Source organism: Streptomyces sp. NPDC049597, assembly GCF_040675505.1.
Classification (GTDB): Bacteria; Actinomycetota; Actinomycetes; order Streptomycetales; family Streptomycetaceae; genus Streptomyces.
In genome coordinates, this window is the sequence record NZ_JBFAOY010000015.1 from 1 (window position 1) to 23,981 (window position 23,981).

Genomic DNA, 23,981 nt, shown 5'->3' on the forward strand with positions numbered 1-23,981 from the left:
CCTTCGGTCTTGCGTTTCCGACTCTATCAGATCTTTCCGATCCGATTTCCTCGGTGCTTTCCAGTTCTTCGCTTTCGCGCTTCCCTTTCCGGCGGACCCGACTTTATCAGAGATTCTGAGTCGGAATTCCCCGCCCCCTTCGGGCACCGGTATGCGCACATGAGTGTGCGGGGGTCCCGTTCAGGCGGAGATGCAAACGTACTGGAGCGGAGCGCCCCGATGCAAATCGGGGGCCCCGCTCCTGAGTGACGACCTGTCGTGGCGTCAGACCTCGACGACCACGGGCAGGATCATCGGGCGTCGGCGGTAGGTGTCGGACACCCACTTGCCGACGGACCGGCGGACCAGTTGCTGCAGTTGGTGGGGCTCGGCGACGCCGTCGGAGGCCGCCTTGGCGATCGCCTCCTCGATCTTCGGCACGACGCCGGTGAACACGGAGTCGTCGATGCCGGAGCCCCTCGCGTGGATGTTGGGGCCTCCCACGACCTTGCCCGTCGTGCTGTCCACGACGACGAAGACCGAGATGATGCCCTCCTCGCCGAGGATGCGGCGGTCCTTGAGCGCCGGCTCGGTGACGTCGCCGACCGACAGGCCGTCCACGTACACGTACCCGGCCTGGACCTTGCCGACGATCTTGGCCTTGCCGTCGATGAGGTCGACGACCACGCCGTCCTCGGCGATGACGATGCGGTCCTTCGGGACGCCCGTGAGCGCACCCAGCTCGGCGTTGGCACGCAGGTGGCGCCATTCCCCGTGGACGGGCATCAGGTTCTTCGGCTTGCAGATGTTGTAGAAGTACAGCAGCTCGCCGGCCGAGGCGTGGCCCGAGACGTGGACCTTGGCGTTGCCCTTGTGGACCACGTTCGCGCCCCAGCGGCTCAGGCCGTTGATCACGCGATAGACCGCGTTCTCGTTGCCCGGGATGAGGGACGACGCCAGGATCACCGTGTCGCCCTGGACGATGCGGATCTGGTGGTCCCGGTTGGCCATCCGGGAGAGGGCCGCCATGGGCTCGCCCTGGGAACCGGTGCAGACGAGGACGACCTCGTGGTCGGGCAGGTCGTCGAGCGTCTTGACGTCCACGACGAGGCCGGCCGGGACGCGGAGGTAGCCCAGGTCCCGGGCGATGCCCATGTTCCGGACCATCGAGCGTCCGACGAAGGCGACCCGGCGTCCGTACTCGTGCGCGGCGTCGAGGATCTGCTGGATACGGTGGACGTGGCTCGCGAAGCTGGCGACGATGATCCGCTTCTGGGCGTTGGCGAAGACCGTGCGCAGCACGTTCGAGATGTCACGCTCGGGCGGGACGAAGCCCGGGACCTCGGCGTTCGTCGAGTCCGACAGCAGGAGGTCGATGCCCTCCTCGCTGAGCCGCGCGAAGGCGTGCAGGTCGGTGAGCCGACGGTCCAGCGGCAGCTGGTCCATCTTGAAGTCGCCGGTGTGCACGGCCATGCCCGCAGGAGTGCGGATGGCGACGGCCAGGGCGTCGGGAATCGAGTGGTTGACCGCGATGAACTCGCAGTCGAAGGGGCCGATGCGCTCTCGGTTGCCCTCGGCGACCTCCAGCGTGTACGGGCGGATGCGGTGCTCCTGGAGCTTGGCCTCGATGAGCGCGAGGGTCAGCTTGGAGCCGATCAGCGGGATGTCCGGCTTCAGCCGGAGCAGGTACGGGACACCGCCGATGTGGTCCTCGTGGCCGTGCGTGAGCACGATGCCTTCGATGTCGTCGAGGCGGTCCCGGATGGTGGTGAAATCCGGAAGGATCAGGTCGATCCCGGGCTGCTCCTCCTCGGGGAAGAGGACGCCGCAGTCGACGATGAGCAGTCGGCCGTCGTACTCGAAGACCGTCATGTTCCGGCCGATCTCGCCGAGACCGCCGAGGGGCGTGACGCGCAGGCCGCCCTTGGGCAGCTTCGGGGGCGCGCCGAGTTCAGGATGCGGATGACTCAAAAGACTCTCCTCACCATGTACGCCACGTGCCCGCCCGGGCACGTGGCGTACATGACATTCATGCCACTTGCTGGTGTGTGACGGCCGGTTCGATCGGGGTCGTGGCTCACCGATTCCACGGGTGTGTCGACCTCATCGATCACGTCGGCCGGTTCTGCGTCTATTCAGTTGTGAAGTCTGTACTCAGAGCTGTACCCCGCCGGCGGCCAGGTCGATCTTGAGCTGTGCGGTTTCCTCGGGCGAGAGCTCCACGAGCGGCAGGCGCAGCGGGCCGGCGGGCAGTCCCTGGAGGGCCAGGGCCGCCTTGGTGGTGATCACGCCCTGGGTGCGGAACATGCCGGTGAAGACCGGCAGCAGCTTCTGGTGGATCTCCGTCGCCTTCTCGACGTCGCCGCCGCGGTGGGCGTCGAGCAGGGCCCGCAGCTCCGGGGTGACCACATGGCCGACGACGGAGACGAATCCGACCGCGCCGACGGACAGGAGCGGCAGGTTGAGCATGTCGTCACCGGAGTACCAGGCGAGGCCGCTGCGGGCGATGGCCCAGCTGGCGCGGCCGAGGTCGCCCTTGGCGTCCTTGTTGGCGACGATGCGCGGGTGCGCGGCGAGGCGGACGATCGTCTCGGTGTCGATCGGGACGCCGCTGCGGCCCGGGATGTCGTACAGCATGACCGGCAGTTCCGTCGCGTCGGCGATGGCCGAGAAGTGCCGGTACAGGCCCTCCTGAGGGGGCTTGTTGTAGTACGGCGTGACGGCGAGCAGGCCGTGCGCGCCGGCGCGCTCGGCGGCGCGGGCGAGCTCGATGGAGTGGTGGGTGTCGTTCGTGCCGATGCCGGCGACGACGTGGGCGCGGTCCCCGACCGCTTCCAGGACGGCCCGTACGAGCTGGTCTTTCTCCGCGTCGCTGGTGGTGGGCGACTCACCGGTGGTGCCGTTGATGACCAGGCCGTCGTTGCCTGCGTCCACCAGATGGGCGGCCAGTCGCTGTGCGCCTGCGATGTCGAGTGCGCCGTCCGCCGTGAAAGGCGTGACCATGGCGGTGAGGACCCGCCCGAAGGGGGTCTGCGGAGTGGAGATCGGAGCCATGGGTAACACGCTACTCGCTGCTCAGCGCCCGGTGTCCCCTCGGGGGACGTGACGTACGACGTGGCATGTGGAACCCGGCACTGCCTGCTCGGGGGTTCAAGCAGTGCCGGGTCCGTTTGATCAGCCTAGATGAACTTCTCGAAACGCCGCAATACGGACACTTCGCAAGGCTGACCGCACATCTGTGCCCTGCGGCCGCCGTCAGGGGGCGATGCGCCCGTTGGCATTGAAGGCGGCGTACGTGAGCGGCATGAGCTTGGCCCAGTGCTGCTCCATCTTCTCGCCGACCATTTCGATCTCACGCTGCGGGAAGGACGGGACCTTCGCGTCGTCGTGCTGGGTGCGCAGTCCGAGGAAGTGCATGAGCGAGCGGGCATTGCACGTGGCGTACATCGACGAGTAGAGACCGACCGGCAGGACCGAACGGGCCACCTCGCGCGCCACGCCCGCGTCGAGCATCTCCTGGTACGCCTCGTACGCGTGGAGGTACGCGTCCGACATGACCTGGGCGGTGAGCTCCTGCTGCGCCTGGGTGCCCTCGACGAACACGTACTTCCCGGGGCGGCCCTCCTGGACGAGCTTGCGCTCCTCGTCCGGGATGTAGAAGACCGGCTCCAGACGGCGGTAGCGGCCGGACTCCTCGTTGTACGACCAGCCGACGCGGTGGCGCATGAACTCGCGGAACACGAAGATCGGGGCGCTGATGAAGAAGGTCATCGAGTTGTGCTCGAAGGGGCTGCCGTGGCGGTCCCTCATCAGGTAGTTGATGAGGCCCTTGGAACGCTCGGGGTCCTTCGAGAGCTCGTCGAGGGACTGCTCGCCCGCGGTGGAGACGCGGGCGGCCCACAGCACGTCGGAGTCACCGGCGGTGTGCTTCACCAGCTCGACCGTGACATCGCTGCGGAAGCTGGGCTTGACGTTCTCTGCGGGGGTGTCGCTCACCGGCGGGTCCTTCCAGTTGCATCGCTCGGACCGCGCCCACTCTACGGCGGACCACCGACAGTCGCGGAAACGGCGGGCGGGAGGTGTCCTGTGGTCAATTCGGGGAATTCGGGCACCGAACGACCGCGTTGCTCGTCTGTACGAGCAGCGGCTGCACGAGCAGCCGGCACCACACCACAAGCCCCACACGTCACGAGTTTGAGGAGAGTCACTGATGTTCCGGCGAGAGGCCGTCCCGTTCTCGTTCGTCGCCGAGGCCGACGCCTTCCGCAGCAACGTCACTCCCCCGCCCCGGGAACGGCCGAGCAGGTCCCAGTTGCTGGGCCGGGCGATGATCGGGCTCACCATCGTCGGCGGTCTCGTCGGTTCCCTGCTGCTCGGGATGCCCGCGCTGGAAGCGGACCGGGCCCCCTCCCATTCCCAGAAGTCCGAGGCGTCGGAAGGACGCTGACCTCCCCGTGACCGGCCGTGCCCGGACCACCCCCTTGGCCCCCGGGGGTGGTCGGCCCCTGGGGGCCTCGATAGCCTCACCGGGCACAGCCCAACCGAGTGTGCTGCTGAGTGAGGATCCGTTGTGCCCCTGCCCTTCCTGACGGCCGACCGCGCCTTCGACGCGCAAGCGGACGACGTCGCGCTGCCCTTCGACGACCACGACCGCTGGCGGCGCCCCTATCGCCCTGGTCCGTGGCGGGTGGGGGCCGCGGCGCTGCTGCTGCTGTTCGCCTCGTTCGTGCTCATCGCCGGGATGATCACCGGGTTCGCGGGCGCGCTTCCCGGTGCCACCGGGTGCATGGTCCTGGGTGCCGCCGTGATCGTCGCCGCGCTGCGGCTGCTGCGCATGGGCACGTGGGTGAGCCGGCACGGCGTACGGCGCGTGGCGTTCTTCTCGACCACCACGGTCCCCTGGAACCGCACCACCGGGCTGCGGACCGTGCAGCAGCCGGTGCGCTGGCTCGGGATGCCGAGGACGGTGCAGGGGCAGGCGCTGATTCTCGAGCACCGGGGCGGTGCGCAGCTCGCCCTGCTCACCGATCACAACGGCGACTTCCTGTCGCGGCTCGAGGCCTTCGACCGGGCAGCGGACAGCATCGAGGCGTGGGGCGCCGAGTACCGCACCGCCTGACGGCGGCGGGGGCTGGGGCCCGGGTGCGCCCAGGAGCATCGGGCCCTCAGCCGCCCGGCCGTCAGCAGGTGAGGGACGCCGTCAGTCGGTGACGGGCTTTCCGTCGTGCAGGGCGATCGCGCGCTGCATGGCCTTGCGGGCGCGCGGGGTGTCGCGCGCGTCGTGGTACGCGACGGCAAGGCGGAACCAGCAGCGCCAGTCGTCCGGCGCGTCCTCCGTCTCCGCCCGTCGCCGGGCGAACACCGCGTCGGCGGAGTCCCGGTCGATACGGCCGCCCGGCGTACGCACCAGCTCGTCGACCGGCAGGCCGCCCTCGGCGTCCAGTTCGGCCGCGAGCTGGTTGGCCCTCGTGACGAACCGGGTGTTCTTCCACAGGAACCACAGGCCGATGACCGGCAGGATCAGCACCGCGACACCGAAGGTGACGGTGAGCGCGGTGCCCTGCCGGATCAGCATCAGGCCCCGGCTGCCGACCAGGACGAAGTAGACGACCAGGACGGCTGCCGTGACGAAGTACGTGATCTTTGCGCGCATCCGAGGTCCCGGTCAGGCCAGGTCGAGGAAGTTTTCCAGCCCGAAGGTGAGGCCGGGGGCGGACACCACGCGGCGGGCGCCGAGCAGGATGCCGGGCATGAAGCTGCTGTGGTGCAGCGAGTCGTGCCGGATGGTCAGCGTCTCGCCCTCCCCGCCGAGGAGCACCTCCTGGTGGGCCAGGAGCCCGCGCAGGCGGACCGCGTGCACCGGGACGCCGTCGACGTCGGCGCCGCGGGCACCGTCGAGGGCGGTGACGGTGGCGTCGGGCTGCGGGGCGCAGCCGGCCTCGGCCCGGGCCGCGGCGATCAGCTGGGCGGTGCGGGTGGCGGTGCCGGACGGGGCGTCGGCCTTGTTCGGGTGGTGCAGCTCGACGACCTCGACGGACTCGAAGAAACGCGCCGCCTGCTCGGCGAACTTCATGGTGAGCACCGCGCCGATGGAGAAGTTGGGTGCGATGAGCACGCCGGTCCGCGGGGAGGCGGCGAGCCAGGTGTTGAGCTGCGCGAGGCGTTCGTCGGTCCAGCCGGTGGTGCCGACGACCGCGTGCATGCCGTGGCGTACGCAGAAGTCGAGGTTGTCCATCACGGAGTCGGGGGTGGTCAGTTCGACCACGACCTGCGCGCCGGATTCCACGAGGGTCTCCAGCGTGTCACCGCGGCCGAGGGCCGCGACCAGCTCCATGTCGTCGGCGGCCTCGACGGCTCGTACGGCCTCGGAGCCGATACGGCCCTTGGCACCGAGAACAGCCACGCGCAGCTTGCTCATTGCACTCTTCCTTCAGGGGATTACGAGACCGCTTCGTGCAGGCGGTCCGCCTGCTTGTCCTTGAGCGGGCCGATGACCGACAGCGACGGACGCTGCCCCAGGATGTCACCGGCCACCGCCCGCACCTCGTCGGGGGTGACGGCCGATATCCGGGCGAGCATCTCGTCGACCGACATCTGGGAACCCCAGCACAGCTCGCTCTTGCCGATGCGGTTCATGAGCGCGCCCGTGTCCTCCAGGCCGAGGACGGTCGAACCGGCGAGCTGCCCGATGGCACGGCCGATCTCCTCGTCGGACAGACCCTCCGCCGCGACGCGGTCGAGTTCGTCCCGGCAGATCTTGAGGACGTCGTGGATCTGGCTCGGCCGGCAGCCCGCGTACACCCCGAACAGGCCCGTGTCGGCGAAGCCCGACGTGTACGAGTACACGCTGTAGGCCAGGCCGCGCTTCTCGCGGACCTCCTGGAAGAGGCGCGAGGACATGCCGCCGCCGAGCGCGGTGTTCAGGACGCCGAGGGCCCAGCGCCGGTCGTCGGTGCGGGCGAGGCCCGGCATGCCGAGGACGACGTGGGCCTGCTCGGTCCTGCGGTTCAGGTGCTCGACCCGGCCGGCGGTGCGCAGCGCGCGGCTTCCGTCGCGGGGCGGCGTGGGGACCGCGTCCGTACGGGAGAGGGCGCCGGCCCTCTCGAAGGCGCGGCGGACCTGGCGTACGACCGTGGCGTGGTCGATGTTGCCCGCGGCGGCGACGATCAGGTGGGTGGGGTCGTAGTGCTTCTTGTAGAAGCGCCGGATGCGGTCGGCCGTGAGCGCGTTGACGGTGTCGACGGTGCCGAGGACCGGCCGGCCGAGCGGCGAGTCACCGAACATGGTGTGCGCGAACAGATCGTGCACGCAGTCACCCGGGTCGTCCTCCGTCATCGCGATCTCTTCGAGGATCGCGCCGCGCTCGACGTCGACGTCCTCTTCGAGGATCAGCGAGCCCGTGAGCATGTCGCACACGACGTCGATGGCGAGCGGCAGGTCCGTGTCGAGCACCCGCGCGTAGTAGCAGGTGTACTCCTTGGCCGTGAAGGCGTTCATCTCGCCGCCCACCGCGTCGATGGCGGCGGAGATGTCGAGGGCGGAGCGCCGGCTCGTGCCCTTGAACAGGAGGTGCTCGAGGTAGTGGGTGGCGCCGCCGAGCGACGGCGTCTCGTCACGGGAGCCGACGTTCACCCAGATCCCGAAGGTGGCGGAGCGCACGGACGGCAGCGTCTCGGTGACGACGCGCAGGCCGCCGGGCAGAGTGGTGCGCCGGACGGTGCCGATGCCGTCCTTGCCCTTGAGCAGGGTTTGGGTACGGGCGACGGCCCGCGCCTCCGAGGAGGTGCGGGCCGTCGTCCTGGAACTACGGGACGTCACTTGTCGGTGTCGTCCTTGTTCTCGTCGCCGTCTTCGCCGCCCTCGATCACGGGGATCAGGGAGAGCTTGCCGCGCGAGTCGATCTCGGCGATCTCGACCTGGACCTTGGAGCCCACGGCGACGACGTCCTCGACGTTCTCCACGCGCTTGCCGCCGGCGAGCTTGCGGATCTGCGAGATGTGCAGCAGGCCGTCCTTGCCCGGGAGCAGGGACACGAACGCACCGAAGGTGGTCGTCTTGACGACGGTGCCCAGGTAGCGTTCGCCGACCTCCGGCATGGTCGGGTTGGCGATGCCGTTGATCGTGGCGCGGGCGGCCTCGGCGGCCGGGCCGTCGGCGGCACCGATGTAGATGGTGCCGTCGTCCTCGATCGTGATCTCGGCGCCGGTGTCCTCCTGGATCTGGTTGATCATCTTGCCCTTGGGGCCGATGACCTCGCCGATCTTGTCCACGGGGATCTTGACGGTGATGATCCGCGGGGCGTTCGGGGACATCTCGTCCGGGGTGTCGATCGCTTCCATCATCACGTCGAGGATGTGGAGGCGGGCGTCGCGGGCCTGCTTGAGGGCCGCGGCCAGGACGGAGGCCGGGATGCCGTCCAGCTTGGTGTCGAGCTGGAGGGCGGTGACGAACTCCTTGGTGCCGGCGACCTTGAAGTCCATGTCGCCGAAGGCGTCCTCCGCACCGAGGATGTCGGTGAGGGTGACGTAGTGGGTCTCGCCGTCGATCTCCTGGGAGATCAGGCCCATGGCGATACCGGCGACGGGGGCCTTCAGCGGCACACCGGCGTTCAGCAGCGACATGGTGGAGGCGCAGACCGAGCCCATGGACGTCGAGCCGTTGGAGCCGAGGGCCTCGGACACCTGACGGATCGCGTACGGGAACTCCTCGCGCGTCGGCAGCACCGGCACGAGAGCGCGCTCGGCGAGCGCGCCGTGGCCGATCTCGCGGCGCTTCGGGGAACCGACGCGGCCGGTCTCACCGGTGGAGTACGGCGGGAAGTTGTAGTTGTGCATGTAGCGCTTGCGGGTCACCGGGGAGAGGGTGTCCAGCTGCTGCTCCATGCGGAGCATGTTCAGGGTGGTGACGCCCAGGATCTGGGTCTCGCCACGCTCGAACAGCGCCGAGCCGTGCACGCGCGGGATCGCCTCGACCTCGGCGGCGAGCGTACGGATGTCCGTGACGCCACGGCCGTCGATGCGGACCTTGTCCTTGATGACGCGCTCGCGCACCAGGGCCTTGGTCAGCGAGCGGTACGCGGCGGAGATCTCCTTCTCGCGGCCCTCGAAGGCCGGGAGCAGCTTCTCGGCGGCGACCGCCTTGACGCGGTCCAGCTCGGTCTCGCGCTCCTGCTTGCCGGCGATGGTGAGCGCCTGGGCGAGCTCGTCCTTGACCGCGTCGGACAGGGCGGCGTAGACGTCGTCCTCGTAGTCGAGGAAGACAGGGAACTCGCCCTCGGGCTTGGCGGCCTTGGCGGCGAGGTCCGACTGCGCCTTGCACAGGACCTTGATGAACGGCTTCGCGGCCTCGAGACCGGCGGCGACGATCTCCTCGGTCGGCGCCTCGGCGCCGCCCTTGACGAGCTCGATCGTCTTCTCGGTGGCCTCGGCCTCGACCATCATGATCGCGACGTCGCCGTCCTCCAGGACGCGGCCGGCGACCACCATGTCGAAGACGGCGTCCTCGAGCTCGGTGTGCGTCGGGAACGCGACCCACTGGCCCTTGATCAGCGCGACACGGGTGCCGCCGATGGGGCCGGAGAAGGGCAGGCCGGCGAGCTGCGTGGAGCAGGAGGCGGCGTTGATCGCGATCACGTCGTAGAGGTGATCGGGGTTGAGCGCCATGATCGTCTCGACGATCTGGATCTCGTTGCGCAGGCCCTTCTTGAAGGACGGGCGCAGCGGGCGGTCGATCAGGCGGCAGGTGAGGATCGCGTCCTCGGAGGGCCGGCCCTCCCGGCGGAAGAAGGAGCCGGGGATCTTGCCGGCCGAGTACATCCGCTCCTCGACGTCCACCGTGAGGGGGAAGAAGTCCAGCTGGTCCTTGGGCTTCTTCGAAGCGGTGGTTGCGGACAGCACCATGGTGTCGTCGTCCAGGTACGCCACCGCGGAACCGGCGGCCTGCTTGGCCAGGCGGCCCATCTCGAAGCGGATGGTGCGGGTGCCGAAGGCGCCGTTGTCGATGACGGCCTCGGCGTAGTGGGTCTCGTTCTCCACTAGCGAATTCTCCTACGTATCGTCTTTTCGTCCCGGCACCCGTGTGGTGGCGGAACGGTGGCGGAGAAGCGCGCCTTGGGTGCGGGCCGGTCTTCGATCGAAGCACCCGGCATGTGTCCGGGGGCCACTACCGAGGACCGGCGGCGAGGGGGGCGTCTTCTCGCTCGATGAGTGTGTCGTTGTGCGACCAGACTAATTGCCGTCCGGTCCGTCGCGCACGTACAGCGCGACGACTGCCGCGCGTACGGCAAAGGGAGCGGCCCCCTGTCGGCGGGAACCGCTCCCTTCACGGCGTCTTACTTGGCGCCGGCCGCACCACGGCGGATGCCGAGCCGGTCGACCAGCGTACGGAAGCGCTGGATGTCCTTCTTGGCCAGGTACTGCAGCAGACGGCGGCGCTGGCCGACGAGGATCAGCAGACCACGACGGGAGTGGTGGTCGTGCTTGTGCGTCTTGAGGTGCTCGGTCAGGTCCGAGATGCGGCGGGAGAGCATCGCGACCTGGACCTCGGGGGAACCGGTGTCGCCCTCCTTGGTGCCGAACTCGGCGATGATCTGCTTCTTCGTAGCGGCGTCGAGAGACACTCGGTACTCCTCTGGGTGTTCGATGCGCCCACGAGTGCCCCTGGTCTTGGTCTCAGGGGAGCTTCCGTGACTCGGAGGCGAAGGTCCGATGAGCGCTGCTCCAGAGTCCGAGAGGGCTCCGGGGATCGCGTACACAAACGGCCGTCACACAGCGTACCAGGGTGTTCAGGACGTCAGTGCCCGGATCGAGTGGTAGACGTCGAAGACGGCCAGGCACAGCGGCACGAGCGTGAGCAGCACAAACGTCTCGGCGACCTCCAGGAAGCGGCCCCAGAACGGCGTGACGCCCTTGCGCGGCACGATCAGGCCGATGGCCGTGATCAGCGCGGCGACTCCGGCGATCGCGGCGGCGAGCCAGATCGTACGGATGTCCAGGCCGGTGCCGTCCCCGCGCAGGGCGTCCTGGAAGAGGCCGGTGGGCGGGTTCAGGGACAGCCCGAGCCCGAGCAGTACGAGGGCTCCCAGGCCGGCCGCCAGCGCGCAGCCGACCTGCGCGGTGTAGCGGAAGAGGTGGGCGCGCATCAGCATGGCGACGCCGGTGGCGAGGGCCAGCAGCTGACCCCAGACGTTGTCGGAGAATCCGAGCACCGCGGCGGCGCCGACGGCGACGAGGGCGCAGCCGCCGACCAGGCCGACGAGCAGCTCGTGACCCCGGCGGGCCCGAGCCGCGATCCGCTCGCCGTCGACCGGCCCCTGGGGCTCGGGGTCGTCGCCGTAGCCGCCGACGGACGTCCGCGGCGGATCGAAGCCGACGGGCAGGCGGGCGAACCGGGTGGACAGCCCCGGCAGGAAGGCGAGTGCGCCGACGGCGAGGGGCGCGCAGACCGCCGCGGTCTCCACCGGCTCCAGCGAGGTCAGGATGGCGACGAACGTGACCAGAAGAGCGACCGTCGCGGCGAAGACGAACGCGACGAAGGGGCCGTCCCCGGCCGGCGCGACGATCGTGAGGATGACGGCGCAGACGAGAACGGCGGCGCAGGCGAGAAGGAACTGCAGCTTGCCGATCCCCTCCCCCTGGGCGAGCGGCAGGAGCCCGGCGCCGCCCACCGCCGCGTTCGCCATCGCACCGACTCCGAGCGCCACCGAGGAGCCCCGGTCGTCGTACACCCTGGCGCGCACGGCCGCGAGCGCCAGGAGCAGGACTCCGGCGACGGCGGCGAGGATGCCGGGCAGGCCGTGCATGTCGTGCCGCGGGTCGGCGGACCACAGGGCGAACGCCAGCAGCACCAGCAGCACGGAACCGCCGAACAGACCCGCGCCCCGCATCAGCGCGTCGCTCCACAGCGTCCGGTCCCGGGCGACGGCGGAGGCCACGGCGTCGGAGACGTCGTCGAAGACCGCCGGCGGCAGCGACTCGGCGAACGGCCGCAGCGACAGCAGTTCGCCGTCGAGGATGCGCTGGGCGGCGAGAGAACGCCCGCCGTCCAGGACCGTGCCGTCGCGGCGGACCAGGTGGTACCCGACCGGTGCCCCCTGCGCGGGCGTCTGACCCGACAGACGGAGGATCTCCGGGTACAGGTCGGCGACGGCGATGTCCTCGGGCAGGGCGACGTCGACACGACCGTCCGGTGCCACGACCGTGACCCGGCAGAAACCGGTGCTGCCGTTGGACACAGTCGCGGGAGCCGTCTGACCGGCTCCGGTGGCCGTGGCTGGGGCCGACATACTCACCTGCTGCTTCCCCTCGTGGTGATCCTGGCTGGCACGCCTGACATTGCGCTCCGAATGACCCTTTTTTTGCGGTAGTTCATGAGCGCGCAAACACGTCGCGCCACCCTACCGCCCACCGTTGAGTCCCCACGCAAGTAGGATCCCTCCCCGCGGATGGAACCCGTCGCCACGGGGGCGCCGATAGGAACATTTCCGTCCGGCAAGGGAATTGGTGAGCTGTGAGTCAGATCGTCGTCAAGCGCCCACCACGGGCCCTGCCGTCCGAAGTGCCCGGCGAGCAGGTGCAGCTGCAACCACCGCCCGAGCTGCCCCGGGGGCAGCAGGAGGGCGCTCTGATGCAGCTCTTGCCCATGCTCGGTATGGGTGGTTCGGTCGTCTTCTTCTTCATGACCCCGAACCCGATCATGCGGATCATGGGCATGGTGATGATCGCGTCGACGGTCGGCATGGGTATCGCCATGCTCGTCCGCTACCGGCGCGGCACCCAGGGCCAGCTGGCCGATCTGCGACGGGACTACCTGAAGTACCTGACGCAGACCCGGCGCACGGTCCTGAGGACGGCCAGACTCCAGCGCGACGCCCAGTTCTATCTGCACCCGTCCCCGGAGCAGCTGTGGGCGCTGGTCGCCGAGGGCAGCCGGGTCTGGGAACGCCGCGTCGCCGACGGCGACTTCGCGCAGGTGCGCATCGGGCTGGGCAGCCAGCAGCTCGCCACTCCGCTCATCGCTCCGGAGACCGCTCCCGTCGACGAACTGGAGCCGCTCACGGCCGGTGCCATGCAGCAGTTCGTCAATGCGCACAGCATGCTCGACGGCCTGCCCATGGCCGTGTCCCTGCGGGCCTTCTACCACTTGACGGTGAGCGGCGATCCCGACTCCGTGCGCTCCGCCGCACGCGCCATGGTCGGCTCGCTCGCAGCGCTCCACTCCCCCGAGGACCTGGTCGTCGCCGTCGCGGCGAGCGCCACCGCCGCACCGCAGTGGGAGTGGGTGAAGTGGCTTCCGCACGTCCAGGACACCGGCCCCGGCGACGGCGCGGGGACGCGGCGTCTCATCACCACGGACGCGCGTGACCTGCAGGACATGCTCGCCACCCGTCTGGAGGGGCGCCCCCGCTTCCAGGGCGGCAACCACCCGCTCCTGGACCAGCCCCACATCGTCGTCGTGCTCGACGGCCAGTCGGTCCCGCAGGCTTCGGCGCTCGCCGCCCCGGAGGGCCTTCAGGGCGTGACGATCATCGAGGTCGTACCGGGTGAGCTCACGGGCGCCCGTGGCGGCCTGTCGGTGATCGTGCACCCGGACTCCCTTCAACTGGAATCCGGCCACGGGCTGGTGTACGACGGAACCCCCGACCGTCTGAGCCTGGAGGCCGCCGAGGCCCTCGCCCGTCAGCTCGCTCCGCTGCGGATCGCGTCCGGCGGGGACGACGACGAACCGCTGCTCGCCAACCTGGAGTTCACCGACCTGCTGAACCTCGGAGACGCCGCCTCGGTCGACGTCAGCCGCACCTGGCGGCCGCGGTCGCAGTCCGAGCGGCTGCGCGTGCCGATCGGCGTCGGCGAGGACGGCAGTCCGGTCATGCTGGACCTCAAGGAGGCGGCGCAGGAGGGCATGGGCCCGCACGGCCTGTGCGTCGGCGCCACCGGTTCCGGCAAGTCGGAGCTGCTGCGCACGCTGGTGCTGGGCCTGGCCGTCACGCACTCCTCGGAGACGCTGAACTTCGTCCTCGCGGACTTCAAGGGTGGTGCGACCTTCGCGGGCATGTCCCAGATGCCGCACGTCGCCGCCGTCATCACCAACCTCGCGGACGACCTCACGCTGGTGGACCGCATGGGCGACTCCATCCGCGGTGAACTCAACCGCCGGCAGGAGATGCTGCGCGACGCGGGCAACTACGCGAACATCCACGACTACGAGAAGGCGAGGGCGGCCGGTGCGCCGCTGCAGCCGATCCCGTCGCTCGTCCTGGTGATCGACGAGTTCAGCGAGCTGCTGACGGCCAAGCCCGACTTCATCGAGATGTTCGTGCAGATCGGCCGTATCGGCCGGTCGCTCGGCGTCCACCTGCTGCTGGCCTCGCAGCGCCTGGAGGAGGGGCGTCTTCGCGGCCTGGAGACGTACCTGTCGTACCGGGTGGGTCTGCGCACCTTCTCCGCCGCCGAGTCGCGTGCCGCGATCGGTGTCCCGGACGCCTACACGCTGCCGAACGTCCCGGGCTCCGGGTACCTCAAGTACGGCACGGACGAGATGGTTCGCTTCAAGGCGGCCTACGTCTCCGGTGTGTACCGCTCAAACCAGCACGCGGCGGTGTCCAGCGGGCCGCTGCCCGTCGACCGCCGACCGGTGCCCTTCACCGCCGCGCCGGTCCCCGTCCGTTACATCCAGCCGACCGCCCAGTCGAGCATCCCCGACGCCCGCACGCCCGAGGACGACGCTCTGGCGGACTCCGTCCTCGACGTCATCGTGAGGCGGCTGGAGGGCCGCGGTGCCGAGGCCCACCAGGTGTGGCTGCCGCCCCTGGACAACCCGCCGGCGCTGGACGAACTGCTGCCGGGACTGGCGGGGGTGGAGGGCCGCGGCCTGACCCAGCCCGGCTACGAGGGAGCCGGCCGGCTGGTCGTCCCGCTGGGCCTCGTGGACAAGCCGTACGAGCAACGCCGCGACCCGCTCTACAAGGACTTCTCCGGAGCCGCGGGTCACATGCAGATCATCGGCGGTCCGCAGTCCGGCAAGTCGACGCTGCTGCGGACGCTGATCTCGGCGTTCGCGCTGACCCACACGCCGCAGGAAGTCCAGTTCTACGGGCTCGACTTCGGTGGTGGCGGTATGTCGTCCGTCGCCAGCCTGCCTCACGTGGGCGGCATCGCGTCCCGGCTCGACCCGGAGCGTGTGCGGCGCACGGTCGCCGAGGTCTACGGCATCCTGTCGCGGCGCGAGGAGTACTTCCGCAGCGCCGGCATCGACTCCATCGCCACGTACCGCAGGCTCCGGGCCCGCGGCGAGATCTCGGCGACGGACCAGCCGTGGGGCGACGTCTTCCTGGTGATCGACGGCTGGGGCAACTTCCGCACGGACTACGAAGGGTTGGAGGCCGCGGTGGTGGACGTCGCCGCGCGCGGGCTCGGCTACGGCATCCACGTGATCCTGACGGCCTCGCGCTCCATGGAGGTCCGGGCCAACCTCAAGGACCACCTGATGAACAGGCTGGAACTGCGGCTGGGCGACACGATGGACTCCGAACTGGACCGCAAGGCCGCCGCGAACGTCCCGACGGGCGTGCCCGGCCGCGGTCTGACCCCGGAGGGCCTCCACTTCATGGCCGCTGTGCCCCGCATCGACGGCATCAGCTCCGACAGCGACCTGTCCGAGGCGACCGCTGCCATGACGCAGGAGGTCTCCCGGCACTGGACGGCGGCCCCGGCCCCGGCCGTACGCCTCCTCCCCCGCGAGCTGCATGCCCAGAGCCTCCCGGCCGGGTACGCGGAGCCGCAGCGCGGCGTGGCGTTCGGCATCGACGAGAACGCGCTGGAGCCGGTCTTCGTCAACTTCGACCGCGATCCGTTCTTCCTGATCTTCGGCGAGAGCGAGTCCGGCAAGTCGAACCTTCTGCGGCTGCTCATCAAGCAGGTGTCGGAGAGGTACGACGGCGACTCCGCGAAGTTCTTCGTCATCGACAACCGACGTGCCCTGCTGGACGTCACCCCGGCCAGCCACCTGGCCGAGTACGTCCCCATGTCCAACAACATGGACCACCATGTGGACGCGCTCGCCGATCTCATGCAGCGCCGCACGCCCTCCGCCGACGTCACGGCCCAACAGCTGCGGGACCGCAGCTGGTGGCGCGGCCCGTCGGTGTACGTGGTGGTCGACGACTACGACCTGGTGTCCACGTCGAGCGGCAATCCACTGGCCAAGCTCACGGAGCATCTGCCGTTCGCGCGTGACGTCGGTGTCCGCTTCATCATCGCGCGCAGCGCGGCGGGAGCGAGCCGTGCTGCGTACGAGTCGTTCATGCAGCGGATGATGGAGCTGGGCGCGCAGGGTGTGCTGCTCTCCGGCGACCCGTCGGAAGGCGACGTGCTCGGCGGCGTGCGGATGCGGCCGATGCCGGCGGGCCGCGGCGTCTTCGTCTCGCGTCAGCGGGGCAACCCGCTGGTGCAGACGGGTCTGATGCCGCCGGAGGTGTCCTGATGATCGGGGCCGCGGTCTTCGCCGGGGTGTTCGCGGTGGCGTTCGTCGCCTTCGGCCTGTTCGTCGACCCGCGCAAACTCTGGTGGCGCTTCCGCGCGCCGCATTTCGAGAACCCGGAACCTCACGAGCCGTCGGCGGCGTCGTTCATGTGGCGGCGGGTGGCACTGGTGGCTGTGGGACTGTTCCTGGGATGGCAAGTGATCAGCCTCCTGCGGCTGGCAGGTGTCTTCGAAACGGGACCGGATCACGCAGAGGTTCTCGATCGGGTGGAGTACGCGGCGCTGAACCTTGAGACGGAGGACGGCCAAGGGCGCCACAAGTGGCCTGTCGGAGAGGGATCGTGGGGCGGGTTCATCGACCCGCGGCTCAAGGGACCCGAGCGTGATGACCCGGTCGCGACGCTGGTGAAGGAGGACGAGGACTCCGGTGGCGACTGGGACTCGGAGGCGAGGAGGGAGGGCCTGTCCGGTTCGGAGTCCGACACCGAGCCGAACCCCAAGGACCCGTTCGTCGAGCGCTATGAGATCGACGGCATCTGCCTGACGGTGCACGCGGTGCCGCTGGCGGGGCAGTCCGAGCGGGACGCGGCGATCGACAACTTGATGTACGGCATTACCACGGATGTTGTGGACGCCCCTTGTACGTAGGCACAACGCATCACATAGGTTGATGTTGGTTCGGAATTGAAGCGTCCATCGTTGTACGGGGGAAGGAGCCCTGCGGATGGCTTGGGACGAGTGGGAACAATTGAAGGCGTCGGCGGCCGCGAACGGGTCGGCGCAGATGCAGCTCAACGGGCTGCCTCCCGAGGACAGACCCAATGCCGGAAACCCCCAGGGCGACCTCGAGGTGCACCAGCAGGATCTGGCGAAGATCGGCGACCACGCCTTCAAGCTGTACAACCGGCTGTGGAAGGAAGCGCGGGTCACGAGCACAGACTCTGCGGGCACCGACCTGGACTCCCAGGGGTTCGCCCTCGGCAAGGCGTTGCAGCACGTGTCAACCCGGTGGGACAAGCAGCTCGGGTCCGTGATGGACGCGTGCGCGCTGATTTCGAACCACATGGACTTCACAAAAAACGCGCATGCCGGCGACGAGATCTTCATCGAGCGGCATGTGAGCAGTATCCAGACACTCGACGCGGGATTCGACGACGACTGGGCGAAGCCGGGCAAAGAGAACGGAATTTACGGGACGAAGGACAAGAAGGACAAGGACTGACTCCTGATGGATTTCGAAGCCCTGCACTCGGCCAATTTCAAGCTGCTCGACGACACAGTCACCGACTGGACGAGCATGATCACCAAACTCGAGACGCTGAAGAAGGACGCCGAGGACGGCCTGCACGGTCAGGCCAACAAGGCCAACTGGGCCGGCTACAACGCCACCGTCTCCCGTGAGTTCATCGGCAAAACCGCCGGCGAGTTCGGCGACGCCGTCACCCAGGCGACGTCCATCCGCAACATCATGCGCGACACCCGCGACGAGCTGAAGACCCAGCAGCGCCTGCTCAAGGAGGCCATCGACCGCGGTCGGGGCAAGAACCTGACGGTGACCGCGAACGGCGGCGGCTTCACGGTACGGGAGAACCCCGACAAGAAGGCCCCCGGCGGACAGGCGGACCTCGATGCCCTGCGTGACGAGCTCCAAGGGATCCTGAACAAGGCGACCGAGATAGACAGCACCGGCTCGACGTCGCTCAAGGCGCTGGTGGACCTGACGGACCACGGCTTCTCGGACGCCACGTACAAGGACCGTGACGAGGCGGCCAACGCCGTCAAGGAAGCCGAGCGGCTCGCGGCCCTGGCGAAGAAGAAGCCTGAGGACATGACCCCGGCGGACTTCGACGCACTGAAGTCGGGTCTGGAGAAGTACTCGGGCGACGAGATCTTCGCCGAGCACTTCGCCACGACGCTCGGGCCGCAGGGGACGCTCAACTTCTGGGCGGGCATCAATGATCCCCATGCCGCGTACAAGCTCGGCCGCGAGCGCGTCGACCAGTACGACGACCTCCAGAAGCACCTGAGCCTCACCCTCGCCACGGCCACTCAGGCGGACTCGCCCGAGATGTCCCGGTGGAAGTACGACATGGTCAATCTCGGTGACCAGCCCATCTCCAAGAACAGCACCACCATGGGCTTCCAGGTCATGAGCAACCTCATGCGCTGGGGCGACTACGACGACCGCTTCCTGAACGACTACGGAAGCAAGCTGATCGAGACCGAGAAGAAGATGACCGACAACGGTCGTCACATGCCGATGGGCTGGCAGCACATGGGTATGGACCCGCTGCTCAACCGCACGGGCACCGACTCCGGTTCCGACCCCATGACCGGCTTCCTCAAGGCGCTCTCGAACAGCCCCGACGCCGCCACGGAGTTCTTCAACGGGGACTTCGTCACCAAGGACGAGGACCACGACTTCGAAGAGGACGCCGACGAGAACGGCAAGAACGAAAAGCGGGCGCTGACCAACTTCGACTATCTCTTCGGAGAGCGGGACTGGCCCCAGGACCGGGACAACAAGGGCGAGGACAGCATCGAGGGCCGCAACAACCTCGCGCTTGCCCTGGAGGCGGCAACGACCGGTCACCGAGCAGGAGAGATGCCGACGATCGACACGCCCGCGCACAACGAGGAGCAGGCGAAGCTCGTCGAGAGCATCTTCAGTGCCGTGTCCGAGGATCCGAAGCGCCTCACCGATCACGGTTACATGTCCGACAGCATGGGCCAGATCGCCGCGGAGTACATGCCGGACATCAACCGGGGACTCCACCCCGGCAAGGAGAACGAGGGAGCCCTGTTCCCCCAGGCCGGAGCCTCGGCCTCGCTCAGCGAGCAGGACATCACACGATTCCTGTACACGGTGGGCCAGAACCCTGACGGCTACGCCGCAGTCAACGCCGGGCAGCACAGCTACACCACGTCGGTGATGGAGTACCACTTCGCCAACCCGGACGCATACCTGGCAGACCCGAACTTCAGCCGCGACGAGAATCTCAAGAAGTCGATCGAGGACGTCGCCCGAGTCGCCGGCGAAATCGAGGGGACCATCGGCACGGGTCGCGCGTACGCGAACGAGGTCGAGGGCGGGGCAAAGGACGCGGAGTTCAACGATTCCCTCAAGAACGTGAACACCTGGGTGAGCAGTGGAGTGGGCATCGGCATCGGCCTGGCCACGGCACCCGTCGCAGGCCCGGGCGGGATCGTGGCCGGCGGCCTCGCCGGCACCGCGGCGAGCGAGATCCTCGGATCGATCTCCGAGGGACTGGTGAAGGACAGCTCGGGCGAAGTGATCTACCGCAACGGCAAGGAGATCAACGACACGCGCGAATCCACCTATACCCTGGTCGAGTCGGCTGCTCAGAAGGCCGGCGAAGCGGCGAAGAACCCGTCCCCGCACATCGTGTCGGCGGCGGCAACGGCTGCCGAACAGGGATTCAACAACGCCAAGACCAATGTCGCGGACTTCTGCGACGGTCAGGGGGTTCCCAAGGCGTTGGACAAGGAAGGGTGACGCCGTGAAGGGCGTGTCCAGGAAGCTGATCGTCCTGCTCGCGGTCATCGCGATCGCCGGGGCGGCTGCAGCCGTCGCCTATGTCAGCGGGATTCCCCCGTTCGAGAGACGTGGAGACATCACCGCGAAAGACGTCTGCGAAACTCTGGGAGACCAAGACGCCTCGGTCGCAGCTCTCAAAGAGGTACTGCCGGAAAAGCCGGAGTACTCCTTCGAGGACAAGATCGACGGCAAGACGGTGGCACAGGGAGGTTCGAGCTTCACGGCCGACTGCCTGGTGCGGGGTGAAGGCAGCGTGCTGCTCAGCGCCCGGACACAGATGATGGTCGCCGAGCCGGGTCGGAGCTGGGCAGCGGAGGCCATCGGGGACGAACTCGCCTCACGGGCCACGTCCTTCGAGGCAGGCGCCATGGGCGTCGTCTCCGGGGGGAAGGCTGCTGTGCTCGTGCCCTGCTCGGCTCCGGGCAGCGTCGTGGGCGGCAGCTACAGCCTGAGCGTCGTGGTCCATCTGAGGGAGGACAAGGGATCCGACGACTCCAAGGTGAACCAGCGTCTGGTCGATCTGGCCCTGGGCTCGGCACGCTTCGCTCACAAGGCTGCTCAGTGCGATCTGCCGTCGAAGATCCCGACTGCCTCTCCGCGACTCGGCGGTGATTCGTAGACTGGGTGCCAACCCTCGGTGGCGCCACCGCGATCGGTGGTGCCACCGTGCTCTGTCAAGGAACACCATCGGACGGCGGTGACGCGACTGCGTCTCATGGGACTTGCTGCGAGTACGCGGGCCGGTCCATGCCGCCGTGCGGTCCCCGATAGGCTCCTGTGGCTGACCAGCTTCAGAGGGGGATTCGCAGATGGAACGAGGGCGCACGGAACGGCCCTCCGGCAACGGCCCGCGCCACATAGGCCCGTACCAGCTGATCACCCGGCTCGACCCGACCGGCCCCGGCTTGCCTCCCGTGCCCGAGCACCGGTTCGTCGCGCGCAGCGCGGACGGTGACCGCACGGTCCTGGTCAGCGCGCCGCTCGCCGACACCGACCCCGGCCGGTTCCTCGTCGAGGCTCAGGCGGCGCGTGGGTTCGTCGGGCCCTGGGTGCTGCCGGTTGACGAGGTGTCGCCGACTCCCGCCGCGGCCTGGTACGCGACGCCCTATCTCCCCGTGCTTCCGTTGCCTGTCGCCCTCGCCGTGCACGGCGGGCCGTTGCCCGAGCACACCGTACGGGCCCTGGGTACGGCTCTCGCCGACACGCTCGCGGCCGCGCACGCAGCGGGCACCACCCACGCGGGTCTCTCCTCCCCCGCCGCGGTGCTGCTCGCCTGGGACGGGCCGCGGCTGACCTGTTTCGGCTCCGTACGCGCTGCCGCGCCGGACGGCGAGCCACGCAACAGCCGTCCCGGGCTGGAGCCGGGCAGCCTCGCCCCCGAGGCGGCGGCCGGCGGGCGCCCGCGCCCTGCGGGTGACATCCACGGGCTCGGCGCGGTGCTCGCGTACGCCGCCACCGGCCACACGGTCCCGGACCGCGCCGAACTCCCTGAATCGCTGCGTCCCTTGATCTCTCGCTGCCTGTCCCGTGACGCGGCGGCCCGCCCGACGGCGGCGGAGCTGCTGCACGCGCTGCCGCCGGCTACGGGCGCGCCGTCGGCGACAGTGCTGGACTCGGCGGCATCACTGCTGTCACCCGGCTGGCTGCCCGGGCGTGTGGTCGCAGCACTCGCCCGCCAGTCGGCCCAGCTTCTGACTGCCGAAGTCCGTGTCCCTCAGACCACCACCAGGACCTGACGACGATGCTCGCGCCACTGACTCATGACGACCCCGGTGAGATCGGCGGTTACCACCTGCTCGCCCGCCTCGGCCATGGCGGCATGGGCACCGTTTACCTCGCGCGCACCGCCGGCGGGCGCACCGTCGCCCTCAAATCCATGCACGCCCGCATCGCGACCGATCCCGCCGCGCGTACCCGCTTCCACCTCGAAACCGACGCCGCTCGCATCATCGGCGGCCACCACGGCGCCACCGTCGTCGACGCCGACCCTGGTGCCGAAACCCCCTGGCTCGCCACGGAGTACGTCCTCGGCCCTCCCCTGGACGACGCGGTCGCCCTGTGCGGCCCCCTGCCCGAGGCGTCCGTCCGGGCCCTGGGCGCGGCCCTCGCCGGCGCTCTCGCCCAGCTCCACGCCTCCGACGTGGTGCACCGCGACCTGAAGCCCTCCAACGTCATGATCACCGCCTACGGACCCAAGATCATCGACTTCGGCATCGCCCGCGCCGCCGGCGACGACCGCCTCACGCGTACCGGTACCGCCGCGGGCACGCCGGCCTTCATGTCTCCGGAACAGGCCACGGGCCAGGAACACACACCCGCGGGTGACGTGTTCGCCCTCGCCGGGGTCCTCGTCTACGCCGCCACCGGCCACGGCCCCTTCGGCACGGGCCAAGCGGCCGACCTGCTCTACCGTGTCCGCTACTCCGACCCGGACCTGTCGAGTGTCCCGGCCGGCCTGGCGGCCGTGCTCAGCCGGTGTCTGGCCAAAGAACCCGCGCAACGCCCCACCACCGGGCAACTGGCGGCCGAACTGCACGACGGTCACGGCGAGTTCGCGGACCACCTCCCGGCTCCACTGCTCACTGACATCGCCCGCCGGGCGACGGAGGTCTGGCAACACCAGCGACAACGCCTGCCCGTACCGGCAAACCACACCACCGAGGACACAGTCCCTGCACCCCCACGGGAAGTCAGCCGCCGCAAACTCCTCACCATCGGTGGCGCGGGTCTCGTCGGCGCCGCGGCGATCGGCGGTGGCATATGGACCTGGGCGGCCTCGGCGGGCGGAAGCAGCGACGCCGTCCCGGGTGCCAAGAACAAGTCCCCCGGGCCGGTGGCCGAGAAGGGCGACTGGCTGTGGGAGCTTCCGCTGCGCCTGGAGGGAGCCTCGCTGTCCCCGCCAGTTCCCCTGTCCTTCGGCCCGACGCTCGCCATCGCGGACGACGAAGGGCTACGGACCGTCGATGTCGCCAAGGGCCGCGCCGGCACCCCCTTGCTGGAGGGCCCAGCCCACCGGTGCACATACGACCAGAGCGTTGACGAGGCCAGGGTGTATGCCTGCGAAGCCCCGACCTCCCGCAACCATCCGCTCACCATCTCTTCGGTCAAGTTCGCCCGCGTTCCGAAGCCGGACACCGTCGAGCTGAACGGCTACAACGGAGCTCTCTCCGCGACCCAGCTCCTGAGCGCCCACTCCGGTGTCGTCTTTCTCGCGGCGGGACGGGGCGAGCCCTCCGGCACAGGCATCGGCTATGACAGTTCCCAGGAGTGGTACGTGCTCGCTGTCGACGTGCACACCGCCAAAGTGCGGTGGCGGCAGCCGCTTCCCTCCCGACCGCGAACGTCGGACCGGTTGCACTTCCTGGCCGCGCGGGCTGTCAGGGACCATCTGGTCGTCCTTCAGGAAATGCCCGACGGCGCGGTCACTCTGGCCGTCCACGACTCGCGCCGGGGAAAGGAACTGTGGCGGCAGCCACTCGACGTCCCCGACCCGGACGCCATCAGGGGAATGCTGGAGGCCGACGACTGGGGTGTCTACCCCCCGGTGGGCCATCTACGCGCTCTTGAGCTGAAGGACGGCAAGGAGAAGTGGTCCTTCGGGCCGGGCCGGGCCAAGGCACGGACGGGACCGCCCGCATTGGGTGGAGATGGGGTCCTCGCCGTCGAGGAGGGCATCGGCCTTGTCGCCGTCGACTGGGTCACCGGGGACCTGCTGTGGCGGGCCCCCGACCGCAGCGGGGCCGACCTCGACGTGACGCTGCCGCCCGCTCCCGGGGTCGGCGAAGTTCACGCATACAGCAGCGAGTCCGGCCTACTGCGGTCGTTCTCCATCCATACCGGCAAGGCAGGTAAGACGCGCATCGCCCGGGGCGACCGCTTCTACGGCTACCACGGCATCCCGGAAGCGATTGTCGCCATCGGTGAGGACTACTTCGCTGCCTATCCATACAGCTGACCCGATTGCG

General features: G+C 69.1%; 18 protein-coding genes. 9 read left to right on the plus strand and 9 right to left on the minus strand.

The window, feature by feature from the left end; translation table 11 throughout:
- Positions 1-264 precede the first annotated feature (264 nt).
- From AB0K02_RS18605 to thyX, 3 genes are all read right to left on the minus strand, one after another.
- Entirely contained in the window at positions 265-1,950 is a 1,686-nt protein-coding gene (locus tag AB0K02_RS18605) for a ribonuclease J (RefSeq protein WP_365993530.1), read from the minus strand.
- Between the two features lie 183 nt (positions 1,951-2,133).
- On the minus strand, positions 2,134-3,033 hold the full coding sequence (dapA, locus tag AB0K02_RS18610) for a 4-hydroxy-tetrahydrodipicolinate synthase (RefSeq protein WP_177151304.1): 900 nt from the start codon (positions 3,031-3,033) through the stop codon (positions 2,134-2,136).
- Between the two features lie 201 nt (positions 3,034-3,234).
- Entirely contained in the window at positions 3,235-3,975 is a 741-nt protein-coding gene (thyX, locus tag AB0K02_RS18615; protein ID WP_365993531.1) for an FAD-dependent thymidylate synthase, read from the minus strand.
- 214 nt (positions 3,976-4,189) lie between these two features.
- Between thyX and AB0K02_RS18620 the strand changes: the two genes are divergently transcribed.
- Together AB0K02_RS18620 and AB0K02_RS18625 are read left to right on the plus strand one after the other, a co-directional pair.
- Positions 4,190-4,426, plus strand: a complete 237-nt coding sequence (locus AB0K02_RS18620) for a hypothetical protein (protein WP_365993532.1) — start codon at positions 4,190-4,192, stop codon at positions 4,424-4,426.
- A gap of 123 nt (positions 4,427-4,549) precedes the next feature.
- A complete protein-coding gene (locus AB0K02_RS18625) occupies positions 4,550-5,098 on the plus strand; it encodes a hypothetical protein (protein WP_365993533.1) in 549 nt (182 codons plus the stop codon).
- Between the two features lie 81 nt (positions 5,099-5,179).
- Here AB0K02_RS18625 and AB0K02_RS18630 read toward each other — a convergent pair whose 3' ends face one another.
- The 6 genes from AB0K02_RS18630 to eccD form a co-directional block, all read right to left on the minus strand.
- Positions 5,180-5,632 carry a tetratricopeptide repeat protein gene (locus AB0K02_RS18630; protein ID WP_365993534.1) on the minus strand — a complete coding sequence of 151 codons (453 nt, stop codon included), beginning with the start codon at positions 5,630-5,632 and terminating at the stop codon, positions 5,180-5,182.
- A 12-nt stretch (positions 5,633-5,644) separates the two neighbouring features.
- Positions 5,645-6,397, minus strand: a complete 753-nt coding sequence (gene dapB, locus AB0K02_RS18635) for a 4-hydroxy-tetrahydrodipicolinate reductase (protein WP_365993535.1) — start codon at positions 6,395-6,397, stop codon at positions 5,645-5,647.
- A 20-nt stretch (positions 6,398-6,417) separates the two neighbouring features.
- Positions 6,418-7,797 carry a pitrilysin family protein gene (locus AB0K02_RS18640; protein ID WP_365993536.1) on the minus strand — a complete coding sequence of 460 codons (1,380 nt, stop codon included), beginning with the start codon at positions 7,795-7,797 and terminating at the stop codon, positions 6,418-6,420.
- Entirely contained in the window at positions 7,794-10,013 is a 2,220-nt protein-coding gene (locus AB0K02_RS18645) for a polyribonucleotide nucleotidyltransferase (RefSeq protein WP_365993537.1), read from the minus strand. The genes AB0K02_RS18640 and AB0K02_RS18645 overlap by 4 nt, the downstream gene beginning before the upstream one ends.
- Before the next feature lie 296 nt (positions 10,014-10,309).
- A complete protein-coding gene (gene rpsO, locus AB0K02_RS18650) occupies positions 10,310-10,597 on the minus strand; it encodes a 30S ribosomal protein S15 (protein WP_030583699.1) in 288 nt (95 codons plus the stop codon).
- A 165-nt stretch (positions 10,598-10,762) separates the two neighbouring features.
- On the minus strand, positions 10,763-12,262 hold the full coding sequence (gene eccD / locus AB0K02_RS18655) for a type VII secretion integral membrane protein EccD (RefSeq protein ID WP_365993538.1): 1,500 nt from the start codon (positions 12,260-12,262) through the stop codon (positions 10,763-10,765).
- A 224-nt stretch (positions 12,263-12,486) separates the two neighbouring features.
- On the opposite strand from eccD, the gene eccCa reads away from it, so the two are divergent.
- From eccCa to AB0K02_RS18690, 7 genes are all read left to right on the plus strand, one after another.
- On the plus strand, positions 12,487-16,458 hold the full coding sequence (eccCa, locus tag AB0K02_RS18660; RefSeq protein WP_365993539.1) for a type VII secretion protein EccCa: 3,972 nt from the start codon (positions 12,487-12,489) through the stop codon (positions 16,456-16,458).
- Positions 16,458-17,105, plus strand: coding sequence for a hypothetical protein (locus AB0K02_RS18665; protein WP_365993540.1), 648 nt, complete (start codon positions 16,458-16,460; stop codon positions 17,103-17,105). The genes eccCa and AB0K02_RS18665 overlap by 1 nt, the downstream gene beginning before the upstream one ends.
- Positions 17,106-17,181: 76 nt before the next feature.
- Entirely contained in the window at positions 17,182-17,679 is a 498-nt protein-coding gene (locus AB0K02_RS18670; RefSeq protein ID WP_365993541.1) for a hypothetical protein, read from the plus strand.
- A 6-nt stretch (positions 17,680-17,685) separates the two neighbouring features.
- Positions 17,686-19,974: a DUF6571 family protein gene (locus AB0K02_RS18675; RefSeq protein ID WP_365993542.1), complete on the plus strand. Its 2,289-nt coding sequence runs from the start codon at positions 17,686-17,688 to the stop codon at positions 19,972-19,974.
- Between the two features lie 4 nt (positions 19,975-19,978).
- A complete protein-coding gene (locus AB0K02_RS18680) occupies positions 19,979-20,635 on the plus strand; it encodes a hypothetical protein (RefSeq protein ID WP_365993543.1) in 657 nt (218 codons plus the stop codon).
- A 190-nt stretch (positions 20,636-20,825) separates the two neighbouring features.
- Positions 20,826-21,752, plus strand: coding sequence for a serine/threonine protein kinase (locus AB0K02_RS18685; protein WP_365993544.1), 927 nt, complete (start codon positions 20,826-20,828; stop codon positions 21,750-21,752).
- Between the two features lie 5 nt (positions 21,753-21,757).
- Positions 21,758-23,971 carry a protein kinase gene (locus AB0K02_RS18690; protein WP_365993545.1) on the plus strand — a complete coding sequence of 738 codons (2,214 nt, stop codon included), beginning with the start codon at positions 21,758-21,760 and terminating at the stop codon, positions 23,969-23,971.
- Positions 23,972-23,981 lie beyond the last annotated feature (10 nt).